Raw genomic sequence first — 13,475 nt, 5'->3', positions numbered from 1 at the left:
TAAAAGCATTTGCGGCGGCGGAGTCAAATTTGGCCCGCCCAGCTGCTCTCTAACTCCGCCTAGCGCGCAAGCAAATTTAATCACCCATGAAAACCCAAACTCTAGCCTACGCCGTCATCGATCTAAAATCCTTCTACGCCTCGGTCGAGTGCGTGGAGCGAGGGCTTGATCCATTTGAGGCAAATTTAGTCGTCGCAGACGCCAGCAGAGGCGAGAGCAGCGTGTGCTTGGCCGTTAGTCCTGCGCTAAAGGCTCTTGGCGTAAAAAACAGATGCAGGCTGTTTGAAATCCCTAAAAATATCAAATATATAATCGCTCCGCCAAGGATGCAGTTTTACATCGACTACGCGGCTAAAATTTACGGCATCTACCTAAAATACGTCGCCAAAGAGGACATCTATGTTTACTCCATCGACGAGGCGTTTATAGACCTCACGTCGTATCTAAAATTTTATAAACTAGAAGCTAGAGCCATGGCAAAGATGATAATGGACGATATCCTAAAAACCACTGGCGTAACGCCTACCTGCGGCATGGGGACGAATTTGTATCTGGCTAAAATCGCACTTGACATCCTAGCCAAACACAGCGAGGACGGTATCGCATTTTTAGACGAAACGCTCTATAAAGAAAAGCTCTGGACGCATCAGCCGCTAAATGATTTTTGGCGTATAGGCAAGCAAACTAGGGCCAAGCTCGAGCGATACGGGATATTTTGCATGAAGGATATGGCAAACGCTCCTTTTAGCCTGCTAGAAAAGGTGTTTGGTATCGACGCACACATCGCGCTAGATCACGCAAACGGCATCGAGCCTACCACTATAGCTGATATCAAGGCCTATAAGCCCTCAACCAAATCATACTTTAGCTCGGAAATTTTACCCAGAGACTACGAGAGGCTGGAGGCTCTAATCGTGCTAAAAGAGATGACCGATAGGCTAGCTCTAAAGATGATAAACGAGGAAGTGCGAGCTAACGGGCTCACGATAAATATCAAATTCGCGGACAAAAACGAACCCACGCAAAGAGCCACGGTAAGGTTTAAAACGCCTAGCAATATCGCTAGCGTGCTCATGAGCTCGGCGCAGGAGCTATATCTAAAAAAGATAAAAAACGCAGGCCTCATCAGGCAAATCGGCATATCTGCAAACGACGTCGTAAAGGAAAGCAAAACCGAAAGAAGCCTCTTTGAAGAAGAAAACTCAAAAGAAAAAACGGTGCTAAAAACCCTAAACAAGATAAAAGAAAAATACGGCAAAAACTCCATCCTAAGGGCCATCGATTTGCTACCTGAGGCCACCGGACGAGATAGAAACAAAAAGATAGGAGGGCACAAAAGCGGCGAATGAAAGATAAAGCAAAAGATAGAGCCAAAATCTTTAGCTCGTTTAACCCTCTCTCAACTCTAGAAAAAGCCCTAAAAGCGCAGGAGCGAGAAAAGAGCGAAAAGCTAGATCTGGACGAGTCTAAGATAGAAGAGATCCTAAACAAAATAAGCAAACTAAAGCCCGCCGACAAGGTAAAAATCACATACCACGACGGGCAGGGCTACGCGAATATAGAGGGGCTAGTCTCAAACGTAAATTTGATGGATAAAAGTTTAACTGTGGTAAAGACGAGAGTTAAATTTGACGATATTTACGAGGTTGAGGTTGTTTTGTGAGGCGGAATTTTGCGGTGTGCGAGACGATATGTACGGCACAAATTTTACTTTGCCCCCGCTTTTCTTGACGGCTAAAATGCAGCGAAATCCTAAGCGCGCTAAAAATCGGTATAGTAAAATTTGCCTTGATTGATCGGCCTTGCGCTATTCCAAAAGACGTGCTTTGCGTGCGTTAAATTTGATCGCGCGCCGTTTATAAAAGCCATTATGAGTAGCGGGGCTTTTGCTGATTTGCGGCCGTTTGAGAAAAAGCCGCGCACTCAAATTTTTAGTTCTTTGCCGCTTCGGCGAGAAATTCTCGTTCGATCGTTTCTATGACGGCTTGCGGCGAGAGATCTTTCATGCAGGCGTGGGTTTTTAGCGGGCAGACGCGCTTCATGCACGGCATGCACTCTAAATTTAGCCGCAGGATACGGGCGTTTTCATTGCGCCACGGACAGGTCTGCGTAAATCTCGTCGGTCCAAAAAGCGCTATCGTAGGCGTCTTGTAGGCTGCGGCGATATGCATCGGGCCGCTGTCGTTCGTGACGAATATCCCGCCGCTTTGCCCTATGCCGCCGATATTTTCGCAAAGCTCGCGCACGCTCGTTTTGCCCGCTAGATTTTCGCACTCCGCGCCGTTTTCGCGTAAAATTCGCTCGATCTGCTCGCACATATCCCGCTCGCCCGCGCCGCCGAAAATCATAACCTTAAATTTATCTTTAAAGTGCAGCGCCACCTGCGCGAAGTAGGCCGGATACCAGCGTTTGGCGCTTCCGTAGTTGGCACCTGGATTTAGCCCGAGCACGGGCGCGTCAAATTTATGCGGCTTAAAGTAAAGCTTCAGCTCATCGTCTGCGCGTTTTAAATTTAGCACTGATTTGACGAATTTTAGGTATCTTTGTACCTGATGCGCGCTATCGTTGCTCTTTTGGAAAATAAATTTTCGCCCCGCCCTCGCTCCGAAAAGTAAAATTTTACTCGCAAACGAGCTTCTAAAGCTAAACGCCGCGTCAAATTTGCCAAGCTCCCTTGCCTGGCAAAATAGCCGCCAGAGCCTAAATTTGGCCTTTTTACTATCGTCCACTATGGTGCATTCGCAGTTTGGGTAAGCCTTAAAAAGCTCGCACGCCGCAAACGAGCCGAAAAACACGATTTTGACGGGTTCTCGTGCCTCTTTTTTTAAATTTTGCGGGTTTTGATTTTCTTGCGCGCTTGCCGTCAAATTTACGCCGCCGTCCGCGTCAAATTTATCGCTCAAATTTACCGCGCCGTTTTTAAAGATTTGTATTTCTTGTGTTACGGAGCCGAAATTTTGCGATAAAAAGCTAAAGTCACGCTCGCCCAGGTCCGCAAATTTGCCGGTCAAATTTCCCGCGTCAACCGCCGCGTGCTTTGCGATGGCCTCCACCGCGGCGCTCGCCATCACGGCGTCGCCCAGCCAGGTCGGCAGCTCAATCAAGATTCGCACGTATGATCTCCAGCGTCGCGTTCGCGTTTTTTTCGATGCTAAACTCGCTAGCAAGCGTCAGATTTCGCTCTTGCAGCGTTGCTAGCCGCTCGTCGTCGTTTAGGATCTCGTCGATCAGAGCGCAGATGTCGTAGTCTTGGGGCGAGCTCATCACAAACTCCTCGGGCAGTATCTCCGCCGCGCCGTTTTGAGCGGTCGTGATAGCGACGCAGCCGTAGCTAAGCGCCTCTAAAACGACGTTTGAAAACGGCTCGTACGCCGTCGGGAACAAAAACAGCTCGCTACCTTCGTAAAATCTCGCCGCACTTTTTTGCGCGCCCGTAAATACGGCGTTTAGGCCGAGTTCCTTGGCTAGATTTTTGTAGCGGGCGGCGTTTTTGTCGCGGCCGACGATTAGGCAGTTTACGCGGGTTTTTAGGCGAGCCGCGATGCGTAAAAACTCCTCCGCGCCCTTGCGTTTAAAGCCGCTTCCGACAAATAGCAGCGTCGGTAGGTGAAAATCAAGCCCGAATTCCTCGCAAAGAGCGAGCTTTGCCGAGCCTTTTTGCACGCGCATAGGCAAATTTACGCCGTTATATATGACTGCGATCTTTTCCTCGGCGATGCCGTAGGTCTCGCAAATTTGGCGCTTTATGAAATTTGAGTTGGCGATGATTTTTTTAGCGTTTTTAAAAGTGCGCTTTTCAAGGTAGGGAATGACGAAATTTAGGGGATTTGTGAACCAAAATGGCTTGGTTTTCATATAGACTTTATGCACGCCGTCGCCCGCGCGGTAGATGTCGGCGCAGGTGATACGCTCAAGGCTAAAATAAATCTCGTCCGCGCCCTTTTGCCGCTTGGCTTGCGAGTTAAAACGTAGGGCTTTGATCCACGAGCTTAGCTTTTTGCTACCGTTAAATCCGCGCGTCTTGCACGCAACGCCCGAGTCTTTTAGAGCCTTGACGAGCCTTGAGAGATCCCTCTGCGCCCCGCCGATAGCGTCCAGATCGAGCCTTAAAAATACTATTTTTTTCATGTTCGCCTTTTAAAATTTAGCGGTATTTTATAAGTTTTTTGATGAATTTTAGGTTATGCCAGACGTGCGTCGGATGCGGGCGTAAATAAGTATAAGCGTAAAATGGGTATAATCGCGCAAAAAAAGGAAAATCGTGAAAATTTTGCTCGTTAGAAACGATAATATCGGCGATCTCATCTGCACGACGCCAGCGATTGAAGCGCTGCGAAAGGCTCATCCGCGCGCACAAATTGACATCGTGGTAAACAGCCTAAACGCATGCGTCGTTCGCGGCAATCCATTTTTAAATAAAATCTATATCTACACTAAACCAAAGCACGTAAAAGGAGCGGCGGCAAAAGTGCGGGCGTTTTGGGGAAAATGTAAAATTTTGCTTCAAATTCGCCGTGAAAGATACGATGCGACCGTGATTTTTAGGAGCGCTTATTCGCCATCGGCCGCGATATTTGCCAGAGCCGCCGCAGCTAGAATGACGATAGGAGCGGCAAAGCAAAATGAGGGCGGTTCATTAATAACGCATAAACTAAACTTTAATCCACCGCCTCACGAGGTGCTGCTTTGCTATGAACTAGTCGCACCGCTGGGAGCGAAATTTGACGGGGAAAAGACGCTTTACGTACCGAGCTTTAAAAGCGAGAAATTTAAGGATTTCGTATTTTTCCATATCTCTTCGAGAGTGGAGCAAAACCGTATGGACGAGGCTAAAATTTTACGGATTTTGGCGTTTTTAAAACAAAATTTCGGACGCGTCGCCGTTAGCGCGGAGGATATAAAATTTGGCGAAAAAGTAGTGCAAGAAGCGGGCGTAGAGTTTGCCTCGACTAAAAATTTAGACGAGCTAGCCGGCTATATCCAGGCGGCTAAATTTGTCCTCACGCTTGACGGCGGCGTTGCGCACCTAGCTCCGGCACTTGGGGTAAAAACTGTGCTGGTGCTTGGCAAAACGGACGCCGCTCGCTGGGCTCCCATTTACGGCGGAGCGGAGTGCACCGTGCTGCAAAGCGCCAGCAAAATGGCGCAGGACGTAGTGGACGAGGAAATCTACGAGGCGGTCAAAAATATATGAAAAAAGCAGACACAATCAACATCCTGGAGCTTGAAAGCTCGCTAGGATTCGGCGGGCAGGAGCACCGCACGCAGCGCGTCATAAACGGGCTAAATAAGGATAAATTTAAGGTATTTTACGCGCTAAATCCGGGCTCAAAAAGCTTTGAAAAGCCGATTGATTGCGAGTTTGTAGAATTTAACCTAAGTAAGGTTTATAATATTTTTGAAATTTTTAAAATTTGCCATTTCGTGCGCGAAAAAAATATCTCCGTCATCGCCACGCACTCGGGCAAGGACGGCAACATCGGCGCGATCGTCGCAAAGCTAACGGGCGCTAAAGTCGTTCGCACTAGACACCTGCAAACGCCGATTAGATCGGCATTTAGCTACAACGTAAACAATAAAATCGTAGCCGTCTCAAATGCCGTAAAAGCCCAGTTAGTCTCGCAGGGCGTGCGGAAAAATTTGATAGACGTTATCTACACGGGCGTGGATACGGCAAGGTTTAATCCAAAATTTACGAAAAACATAAAAGCGGAGCTAAATTTGAGCGCTGACTGCGTCGTAGTCGGTATCGTGGCGGTTTTGCGCGCAGCGAAAAATCATCAGCTTTTGTTTGAAGCTTTTAGCGAGCTAAATCTGCCAAATACCGCTCTGGTCGTGGTCGGCGACGGTCCGCAGGAGGAAAATCTAAAAAAAATAAAAACGCCAAACATCTACATGCTAGGCTCTCGCACCGACGTGAGCGAGTTTTTGGGTAGTTTTGACGTTTTTGTGCTACCTTCAAAGATGGAGGCGCTAGGTACGGCGCTGCTCGAGGCGCAGTCGTGCGGGGTGCCTTGCATCGGTAGCGACGCGGGCGGTATCGGCGAGGCGATAAGTAGCGGCGAAACGGGGCTTTTGTTTAAAAACGGCGACAAAGAATCGCTCAAAGCGGCCTTAAAAACGCTGATAGAAGACTCGGCGCTTCGGGCTAAATTTAGCGCGAACGCGAGGGAGTTTATCGTGCAAAACTTCTCGATAGAGATGATGGTTGCGCAGACGGAAGCGATGTATGAGGCTCTTTGAGAGTGCGGCGCGGCTCATTTTGCGATTTAAAAGCGTGAGCAAAACGCAGCTGGTTACGCGGCCTGTCCAAACGGTCTGTTTTTTTAGCAACACCGCGCTTGGCGATACGATTTTTAACACGCCAGTTTTTCGCGTCTTTCGACAAAATTTCCCGCATGTTCGCACTGTCGCGCTGCTAAATCCCTCTACCGCGCCGCTTTTTAAAACCGATCCGAATATCGACGAAATTTTGCTTTATGACGGCAAAAAGGGCGGCTTTTTGCGCGCTTTGTTTGCTTTGAAAAAAGTAAAACCCGACGTCATCTTTATCCTGCACTCAAACGAGCCCGAGGCCACTCCGTTAGCCGTTTTAAGCGGGGCCAAATACGTCTTTAAGCTGCCAAATGCCGGCAGTAAATTTAGCCCCTTTCACTCAAACGCGCCCGAGCCTTACGGAGATGAGAGATACGTCGTGCTAAACCGCCTTGAGCAGCTTAAATTCGTAGGCGTAGAAAGCAGCGACACGAGGCTAAATTTGTATCTGCGCGATGAGGATTTCGCCCGCGTCGATGAAATGCTAAAAAAAGACGGCAAACGCAAATTTATCGGCTTTCAGATGGGGGCTAGCACGGTTTCCAGGCAGTGGTTTTGGCAGCGTTGGCGGGAGCTGGCGGGAATTATTTTGGAGCGCACGGACGCCGTCATCGTGCTAACGGGCAGCCCCGCCGAGCGAGCGATGACCGCGCAGTTAGACGAGGAGTTAAGAAGCGCGCACGTGATAGATGCGGCGGGTAAATTTAGCCTACGGGAGGCTGCCGCGCTGATAGCTAGGCTTGACGTGCTTGTCACGCCCGATACCGGTCCGCTGCACGTTGCAGCCGCGCTAAAAACGCCTACGATCGGGCTTTTTGCAGTCGCGTCGCCCGTAAATTCAAACCCGGATTTTGACGAAAATATCCATAAATTTATCAAAAAGCCGCGCACCTGTTCGCCTTGCGTCGGCAAAAACTGCAAATTTCAGGAGTGCATGCTGCAAATAGGCGCAGATGAGGTCTGGGAGATGTTAAAGGAAATGATTTGAAAAAGATTTTGTTCGTCGATACGGGGCGCGAATACGGCGGCGGGACGAAGAGTTTTTTGTATCTTTTGCGTGGGCTTGCCGCACAGCAAAAATACGAGCTATGCGCGTTTTTTGAGACCGATTACGAGGCGGGCGGACGCAAAATCTCGCAAATCATCGAAGAAGCCGGGGCGGAATTTATAAAATTTGAGCCAAAAAAGCAGCCCTCAAAGCTAAAAAAAGAGCTTTTACGCGCGCTAGGCTGTCAAATTTTAGCAAGATACCTCTATAAAAAAGACTACGACTACGCGCTTTGCTTGCTGCGGCAGGTGCGGCCCGATATCCTTCATCTAAATAATCACTTTTCAACCAATCTCGCCTACATCGCCGCCGCAAACGCCCTAAATATCGCGGTAGTGCAGCATCTGCGCAAAAACTCGGCTATCGAGCCTTTTAAGCTTGAGATTTTAAAGCGGCTAAAATTTACGCCCGTTTGCGTTTCAAATGCTACTTACGATTTTTATGCCGCGCAGATAAAAATGCCTAAAAACGTGGTTTATAATCCTGTAGAGGCGCCTGTTTTAGGTCAGGAAAAGTTTGAGACGGATGAAAATTTGAGCCGTTCTCGGTCAAATTTAAAAAACAGCGGCGACGATACAAGCGCCGCCCTAAAAGCCGAATTTGACGCCGAAAAAATAAATATCGTAATGCCTGCAAATTTCTTGACGCTTAAAGGCCACGAGCTGGTTTTTGACGCGCTTGCTGGGCTAAAAAGAAGCGATATAAAGGTTTATTTTGCAGGCGGAGGCGAGTTAAAAGCGGGCGCGAAAGCCAAATTTGATGCGCTGATAAAATCGGGCAAGGCCGAGTATCTGGGTTTTGTTTCAAAGATGGACGAGATTTACGCCGCGTGCGACTACGTGCTTGGATTTTCCAGCGACGAGGGGCTACCTAGAGTCGTTATCGAGGCGCTTGGTTGCGGGCTTGGCGTCGTGTACTCTGATATCGCCGTCATAAGGGAGATTTATGAAATCTCCTCGAAAAAGCAAGATTTTTTTATAGTTCAAAGAAGCTCGAACGCGCTTTTAGCCTACTTTGAGAGCCTGCGTAAGCCAGCCTCAAAAAGCCCCGACGATGCCGTTATAAAGGCATTTAGCATAGAAAATTATCTTCGCGGGATAGATAGGATATATAGCGAACTTTGACGAAGGCCTCGATGTCTGCGAGGTTTTGGTCGCTAAGCTCGAAAAACGCGCTCGCGTCGATATCCCGCACGGTTTTAAACACGGAGCTAACGGGCGGTAAATGCGAGCTGATCACGAGTGAGTCGGCGACGCCCCTTTGCTCGCTAGCAAAACAAGGCCCCATCAGGCAGATTGTGGGCGTGCGAACGCTATCTGCGACGTAGTAGTTGCCCGTATCCGAGCTCGCGTAAAGCTGCATCTGTGAGAGATAAAACGGCAACTCCTCAAGCTTGATTTTACCTATCAAAGAGATGATTTTTAGCTCGTTTTCGCCAAATCTTTTCACGTAAGTATCGCAGATTTGCGAGCTAAAATTTGACCCGTCGTTAGTGCTATTTTTGCTGCAAATTTGAGCCTTTGATTGCTTGCCGTTTGTATTTTCAGGGCTGCCGTAAATTTCGCTCGTATCGCTATCAGCCAAATCCGCACAAAATTGCCTATCGCTAGGATTTTTTGCCTGCTTTTCGTCCGCATTTTCCGCGAGCAGGTTTTTTAGCAGCGCCGCCTCCTCGCCGACGCCGAAAATATAAACCTCGCAGTCAAATTTGGCGAAAATCTCAAAGATTTTTTCCCAAGTATGTTTTGGCGGCGTTTTCATTTTATTGCCCGCGCTTAGGCTTACGCCGATCTTAAATTTGCCACTTTTTATTAGATTTTCTTGCGGGATAAAGAGCGGTTTTTGCAAGCATTTTTCATATTTTAGCTCTCTCTCGCCCAGTGTTTTTAGGTAGGTTAGTAGCGTGAGATCATTTAGAGTATGCGGCACTTTTTTCATGCCGAGCGCTAGTAGAGTAAAGTCGCTGGATACCGCGTAGTGATGTACGGCGACGATGTTTTTAGCTAGCGTGCAGCGAGCCAAAAAGAGGTTTAGACTGTTTGGCATCAGCACGTAGACGCTCTCGTAGTTGCGCGAAAAAAGTTCAAGCGCGAGCCCTAGTTTTGAGGCCTTTTTACGCCTTACGTCGTTTATCGTAAATATTTTTTCTATTCGGCTGTCGTGTTTTGCGAAGGCTAGGTTTATCTCGTCGATGAGCACGTCAAATTTGCCCAGCTTTTCAAAGATCACGGCCGAGTTTGCGTAGTCGCCGATTTTAGCGGTTTGTATGAGTAAAATTTTGCCTTTTTCGCCTTTAAATTTTAGCTTTTTCATCGCAAAAAGATATGGGTAAATCAGTAAATATATGAGAAAATATATCAAAATTTAGACCTTTATTATTTATAGAATTTAGCCTAAATTTAGCATAAATTTATAAATTTACGGCTGGTTTTTGAGCGATTTCGAGTAAAAATTAGCCAAAAACCGCTTACTGGATTTTAATGATTTTATCGTTATAATGGGCGTTTTAAAATTAAGGGAGAAAATGACGAAGCTACAAAACCGCTTGCAAAACGCCGCCTTATATCTTGTTTGCGTTTTTATCGCCTGCGAGCATATCCCGCGCATGACGGCGGCGAAAAATATCTCGCTTTATCTCGCGCTTGTCTGCGTGATCTGGCTTTATTTCACGGATAGGACGCGATTTGCTGCAAGAGTCGGTGTAAATTTCAGCCTTTCTCGCGTGCCAGCGTTTTGTCTTATAGCATTTACCTTTTATGCGTTTTTGATCTCGGCTTTTCCCTACGCGCCGCAGTTTGATTCCCTGAGCAACGCTGCTGGGGAGTTTGGGCGCGGATTTGCTTTTTTGCTTATCGTTTACGTCGCGGCAAACGGCGAGACCGCTCAAGCAAAAGCCTTTTTTTACGCGCTGATAGCGGCCTTTGCGGTTATTAGCGTTTATTACGCCGCGCCGCTTTTTAGCGAGTTTGAAAGGCTTGGTAGCGCGGGCGAATTTGACGCGCGGGTCGTGCGCCGAGCGTATGCGGACTACGTGGATAGGTTTTTGCCTTTTGCGCTGGCGGGAGTTTTTATCTTTAGACGACTTTGGGCTCGGGTTGCGTGCGGCGCGCTTTGTTTAGCGGCCGTCGGGCTTGACGTTTTGAGCGGCGTTAGGGGCAGCTGGGGCGCGATGCTGGTTTGTTTTATTATGTTTGGTTTTTGTTTGTATATCTTAGGCGGCGAGGCGAAACGTAAATTTAAACTCTTTGCCGTTATCTTCGCCGTTTGCGTCGCGGGCGCGTCGTCGGCGGTTTTGAGTTCGCCCACGGCGATGTATAAATTTTTGCAAATCGGGCTAGTGAGCGAGGCAAATCTTGAAAACGAGAGCATGAGAGAGCGTATCGCGGGTGCGGGCTTTAGCTCGGGGCGCGATTTGATTTTAAAGGAGCGCTTGCCGCTGCTTTTTGCTAGTCCGCGCGCGCTAACCGGGCTTGGATACGGCAAGGAGCAGTACGATGCATTTTTGCGCGACGAGGCGGACAAAGGCGCACATATCTCGATGATGCAGACGCGGCCGAGCGGCGAGCGGTACTGGTTTAACGACGAGCCGTTTTTTATCGGGCACTATTACTACTACGGCGCGGTCGGCACGGCGTTGCTACTGGGCGGTTTTATCTCGCTTTTGGTGTATGCGTTTAGGCATTTTTTACGCTCGCGCGAGCTGCTTTTTGCTGCGATTTTTATCTCGCTAGTGTGTTATTTCGGCGTGCGCGGGCTATTTGAGGCGATAAATTTACGCATACTTTATATGTTTTATATGCTTGGATTTTTCGTCTTACTGGCGGCAAATTCGCAAGCTGGAGCTAAAGGAGGCGGCATTGAGCGTTAGCGTTTTGATGTATCATCACGTTTTAAAAAAGGGCGGATTTATCGCTTCTAGCGCGGAGGATTTTGCCTCGCAGATGAGATTTCTCGCCGAGGCAGGCTATAAAACGCTTACGATGAGCGAATTTATCGCCTATAAAAAGGGCGAGCTAGCCGTGCCTAAAAAAAGCGTCCTCATCACCTTTGACGACGGTTGGAAGGATAACTACGTCTACGCCTACCAGGTCTTGCGCAAGTTTGGGCTACGGGCGACGATATTTTTAGTGACGCAGTGGATAGAGCGTGCGAGCATGCGGCGGGGCGAGTTTGTAGAGCTAACTCACTCCGAATACAAAAAAGCAGCCCCCGAGCGCCCGCAGGACATGTTTTTGAGCCTTGACGAGATAGCGGCGATGCGGGACATTTTTGACTTTCACTCGCATACGCACACGCATTTTGACGAGTATTTCGGCGCGCTCCCGCCCGAGGAAAATTTCGCTCGGTGCCGCGAGTTTATGCGCGAAAATCTGGGCATCGAGGATAAAATTTTGTGCTGGCCGCGCGGCAAATACGACGAAAATTTGATCCGTCTAGCTAGGCAGGCAGGCTACGAGGCGTTTTTTACGACGCAGCGAGGTGTAAACAGGCCCGACGACGACCTATCGGCTATCAAGCGCATCGCCGCTAAAAAGGACGCCGCATGGCTAAAGCGAACGCTTTTTATCTATCAAAACGACATTTTGGGCGGGATATACTCAAAGATAAAGAAGGCGTAAATTTATAACAAAAGATTTTAAAAAGTTGTTTTTAGATACAATTAGCTTTTTTATGGATGGTAAATTATGAAAATATCTGCTGTTGATCTATTTTGTGGTGTAGGTGGACTTACTTGCGGACTTAAACAATCTGGAATTAATGTTATAGCTGGCATTGATTTTGATGAAAGTTGTAAATTCGCATATGAAAAAAATAATGGTGGGATTTTTATACATAAAAGTATTTGTGAAGTAAATGGCAATGAAATTAATGCATTATTTAGAAATGCTGATATTAAAATTTTAGTCGGTTGTGCCCCTTGCCAGCCGTTTTCAGCTCATCAAAAAAATAAAAAAGATAGATCCTCTCATAAAGACTGGGGATTATTGTATGATTTTTTAAGATTAGTTCAGCAAACTTCACCACAAATAGTTTCTATGGAGAATGTTCCAGAACTCAGAAAAGAAAAGGTATTTGCTGATTTTGTAGAGAGTTTAAAGCTACAAGGGTACAGTGTAAAATTCAAAATTCACAATGCCAGCGATTACGGCGTTGCTCAAAGACGAAAGAGACTTTTATTGTTGGCTTCTAAATTTGGTGATATAGATTTTCTAGTTCCTGAAAGCGACAAAATAGTAATTAGGGACGTAATATTAAATATGGATAAAATAGAAGCCGGAGTCTTAATAAACAATAAAGATAAACTTCACATAAGCCCAAAATTAAACGATATAAATATTAAGCGAATAAAACAATCAAAGCCTGGAGGATCATGGCATGATTGGGATAAGGAATTGTTGCCAAACTGCTATAAAAAAGCAAGTGGCCAAAGTTACAGATCTGTGTATGGTAGAATGAGCTGGGATGATGTTGCTCCAACTTTAACTACTCAGTTTATAAATTACGGCACTGGGAGATTTGGACATCCAGAACAAAATAGGGCAATATCCTTAAGAGAAGGCGCCTTGCTACAATCTTTTCCAATGGAGTACAAATTTGTAGATAAAGATGAAAAAATAAATATGCGTAAAGTTGCTAGGCAAATAGGCAATGCTGTTCCACCAAAATTAGGGGAACACATAGGCAAAAGTATATTGAAACACTTAAAACAATATCAAGGAAATATAGATGGAGCAAATTAGTTTTTCAACTGCAAATAATGCCGTTACTCATTTGGGTAGAAATTTATATAGCACTACTCCACCAGCATTAGCTGAACTTGTTGCAAATTCATACGATGCTTATGCAACTAAAGTGGATATACAAATAGAAAAATCATATATAATCATTGCCGATAATGGCAAAGGTATGAGTGTTGATGAACTAAGGAATAAATATTGCAGAATAGGCAATCCAAAGCAATCAGAAGCCGTTTTTAATAATTTGCCAGAAAGAAAACCTATGGGCAAAAAAGGAATAGGAAAGCTTGCCGCTTTTAGCATAGGTAATAAATATGAAGTTTTTACAAAAGTAAAAGATAAACCAAAATGGATAAATTTTAAGCTAGATTACA

Annotated in this window: 13 protein-coding genes; 10 read left to right on the top strand and 3 right to left on the bottom strand. The window is 46.6% G+C overall.

The genetic code is table 11. The annotated features are described in order from the left end of the window. The first annotated feature begins 86 nt into the window (after positions 1 to 86). Positions 87 to 1,349, top strand: a complete 1,263-nt coding sequence (locus Q0386_RS09625) for a DNA repair protein (RefSeq protein ID WP_299030268.1) — start codon at positions 87 to 89, stop codon at positions 1,347 to 1,349. Further along, the gene (locus Q0386_RS09620; RefSeq protein WP_299030265.1) at positions 1,346 to 1,663 is read left to right on the top strand and encodes a YolD-like family protein; all 318 of its coding nucleotides are present in this window, start codon (positions 1,346 to 1,348) and stop codon (positions 1,661 to 1,663) included. The genes Q0386_RS09625 and Q0386_RS09620 overlap by 4 nt, the downstream gene beginning before the upstream one ends. Positions 1,664 to 1,931: 268 nt before the next feature. Here Q0386_RS09620 and waaF read toward each other — a convergent pair whose 3' ends face one another. Together waaF and Q0386_RS09610 are read right to left on the bottom strand one after the other, a co-directional pair. Further along, complete coding sequence (waaF, locus tag Q0386_RS09615) at positions 1,932 to 3,068, bottom strand: lipopolysaccharide heptosyltransferase II (RefSeq protein WP_299030408.1); 1,137 nt, start codon at positions 3,066 to 3,068, stop codon at positions 1,932 to 1,934. A 28-nt stretch (positions 3,069 to 3,096) separates the two neighbouring features. Then, positions 3,097 to 4,128: a glycosyltransferase family 4 protein gene (locus tag Q0386_RS09610; RefSeq protein ID WP_299030260.1), complete on the bottom strand. Its 1,032-nt coding sequence runs from the start codon at positions 4,126 to 4,128 to the stop codon at positions 3,097 to 3,099. Between the two features lie 133 nt (positions 4,129 to 4,261). Here Q0386_RS09610 and Q0386_RS09605 point away from each other — a divergent pair, with 133 nt between their 5' ends. Genes Q0386_RS09605 through Q0386_RS09590 form a run of 4 tightly spaced genes read left to right on the top strand, consistent with a single transcriptional unit; the run spans position 4,262 to position 8,487 of the window. After that, positions 4,262 to 5,194 (top strand): glycosyltransferase family 9 protein, encoded by a 933-nt coding sequence (locus Q0386_RS09605; protein WP_299030257.1) that lies wholly within the window; start codon positions 4,262 to 4,264, stop codon positions 5,192 to 5,194. Next, positions 5,191 to 6,243: a glycosyltransferase family 4 protein gene (locus Q0386_RS09600; protein WP_299030254.1), complete on the top strand. Its 1,053-nt coding sequence runs from the start codon at positions 5,191 to 5,193 to the stop codon at positions 6,241 to 6,243. Before Q0386_RS09605 ends, Q0386_RS09600 begins: the two co-directional genes overlap by 4 nt. Beyond that, entirely contained in the window at positions 6,230 to 7,303 is a 1,074-nt protein-coding gene (locus Q0386_RS09595) for a glycosyltransferase family 9 protein (RefSeq protein ID WP_299030251.1), read from the top strand. Before Q0386_RS09600 ends, Q0386_RS09595 begins: the two co-directional genes overlap by 14 nt. Continuing rightward, positions 7,300 to 8,487, top strand: coding sequence for a glycosyltransferase family 4 protein (locus Q0386_RS09590; RefSeq protein WP_299030249.1), 1,188 nt, complete (start codon positions 7,300 to 7,302; stop codon positions 8,485 to 8,487). The genes Q0386_RS09595 and Q0386_RS09590 overlap by 4 nt, the downstream gene beginning before the upstream one ends. Here Q0386_RS09590 and Q0386_RS09585 read toward each other — a convergent pair. Next, the gene (locus tag Q0386_RS09585; RefSeq protein ID WP_299030246.1) at positions 8,435 to 9,724 is read right to left on the bottom strand and encodes a lipopolysaccharide heptosyltransferase family protein; all 1,290 of its coding nucleotides are present in this window, start codon (positions 9,722 to 9,724) and stop codon (positions 8,435 to 8,437) included. The genes Q0386_RS09590 and Q0386_RS09585 overlap by 53 nt on opposite strands. A 163-nt stretch (positions 9,725 to 9,887) precedes the next feature. Here Q0386_RS09585 and Q0386_RS09580 point away from each other — a divergent pair, with 163 nt between their 5' ends. The 4 genes from Q0386_RS09580 to Q0386_RS09565 all read left to right on the top strand — a co-directional run. Next, positions 9,888 to 11,231 carry a hypothetical protein gene (locus tag Q0386_RS09580; protein ID WP_299030243.1) on the top strand — a complete coding sequence of 448 codons (1,344 nt, stop codon included), beginning with the start codon at positions 9,888 to 9,890 and terminating at the stop codon, positions 11,229 to 11,231. Then, the gene (locus Q0386_RS09575) at positions 11,221 to 11,982 is read left to right on the top strand and encodes a polysaccharide deacetylase family protein (RefSeq protein ID WP_299030239.1); all 762 of its coding nucleotides are present in this window, start codon (positions 11,221 to 11,223) and stop codon (positions 11,980 to 11,982) included. The genes Q0386_RS09580 and Q0386_RS09575 overlap by 11 nt, the downstream gene beginning before the upstream one ends. Positions 11,983 to 12,048: 66 nt before the next feature. Beyond that, positions 12,049 to 13,104: a DNA cytosine methyltransferase gene (locus Q0386_RS09570; protein WP_299030236.1), complete on the top strand. Its 1,056-nt coding sequence runs from the start codon at positions 12,049 to 12,051 to the stop codon at positions 13,102 to 13,104. Further along, the coding region (locus tag Q0386_RS09565) for an ATP-binding protein (protein ID WP_299030233.1) at positions 13,091 to 13,475 on the top strand (385 nt) is incomplete at its 3' end. The genes Q0386_RS09570 and Q0386_RS09565, both read left to right, overlap by 14 nt.

This window comes from uncultured Campylobacter sp. (genome assembly GCF_938045625.1).
Classification (GTDB): domain Bacteria; phylum Campylobacterota; class Campylobacteria; order Campylobacterales; family Campylobacteraceae; genus Campylobacter_A.
Note: the sequence above shows the minus strand (reverse complement) of the source record. Positions and strands in the feature narration are given on the sequence as shown.

Bases quoted from the DNA above. Each gene is read 5' to 3' on its own strand.
- Q0386_RS09625 (WP_299030268.1), top strand. From the start codon at position 87: ATGAAAACCCAAACTCTAGCCTACGCCGTCATCGATCTAAAATCCTTC.
- Q0386_RS09620 (WP_299030265.1), top strand. From the start codon at position 1,346: ATGAAAGATAAAGCAAAAGATAGAGCCAAAATCTTTAGCTCGTTTAAC.
- waaF (WP_299030408.1), bottom strand. From the start codon at position 3,068: ATGGCGAGCGCCGCGGTGGAGGCCATCGCAAAGCACGCGGCGGTTGAC.
- Q0386_RS09610 (WP_299030260.1), bottom strand. From the start codon at position 4,128: ATGAAAAAAATAGTATTTTTAAGGCTCGATCTGGACGCTATCGGCGGG.
- Q0386_RS09600 (WP_299030254.1), top strand. From the start codon at position 5,191: ATGAAAAAAGCAGACACAATCAACATCCTGGAGCTTGAAAGCTCGCTA.
- Q0386_RS09595 (WP_299030251.1), top strand. From the start codon at position 6,230: ATGAGGCTCTTTGAGAGTGCGGCGCGGCTCATTTTGCGATTTAAAAGC.
- Q0386_RS09580 (WP_299030243.1), top strand. From the start codon at position 9,888: ATGACGAAGCTACAAAACCGCTTGCAAAACGCCGCCTTATATCTTGTT.
- Q0386_RS09570 (WP_299030236.1), top strand. From the start codon at position 12,049: ATGAAAATATCTGCTGTTGATCTATTTTGTGGTGTAGGTGGACTTACT.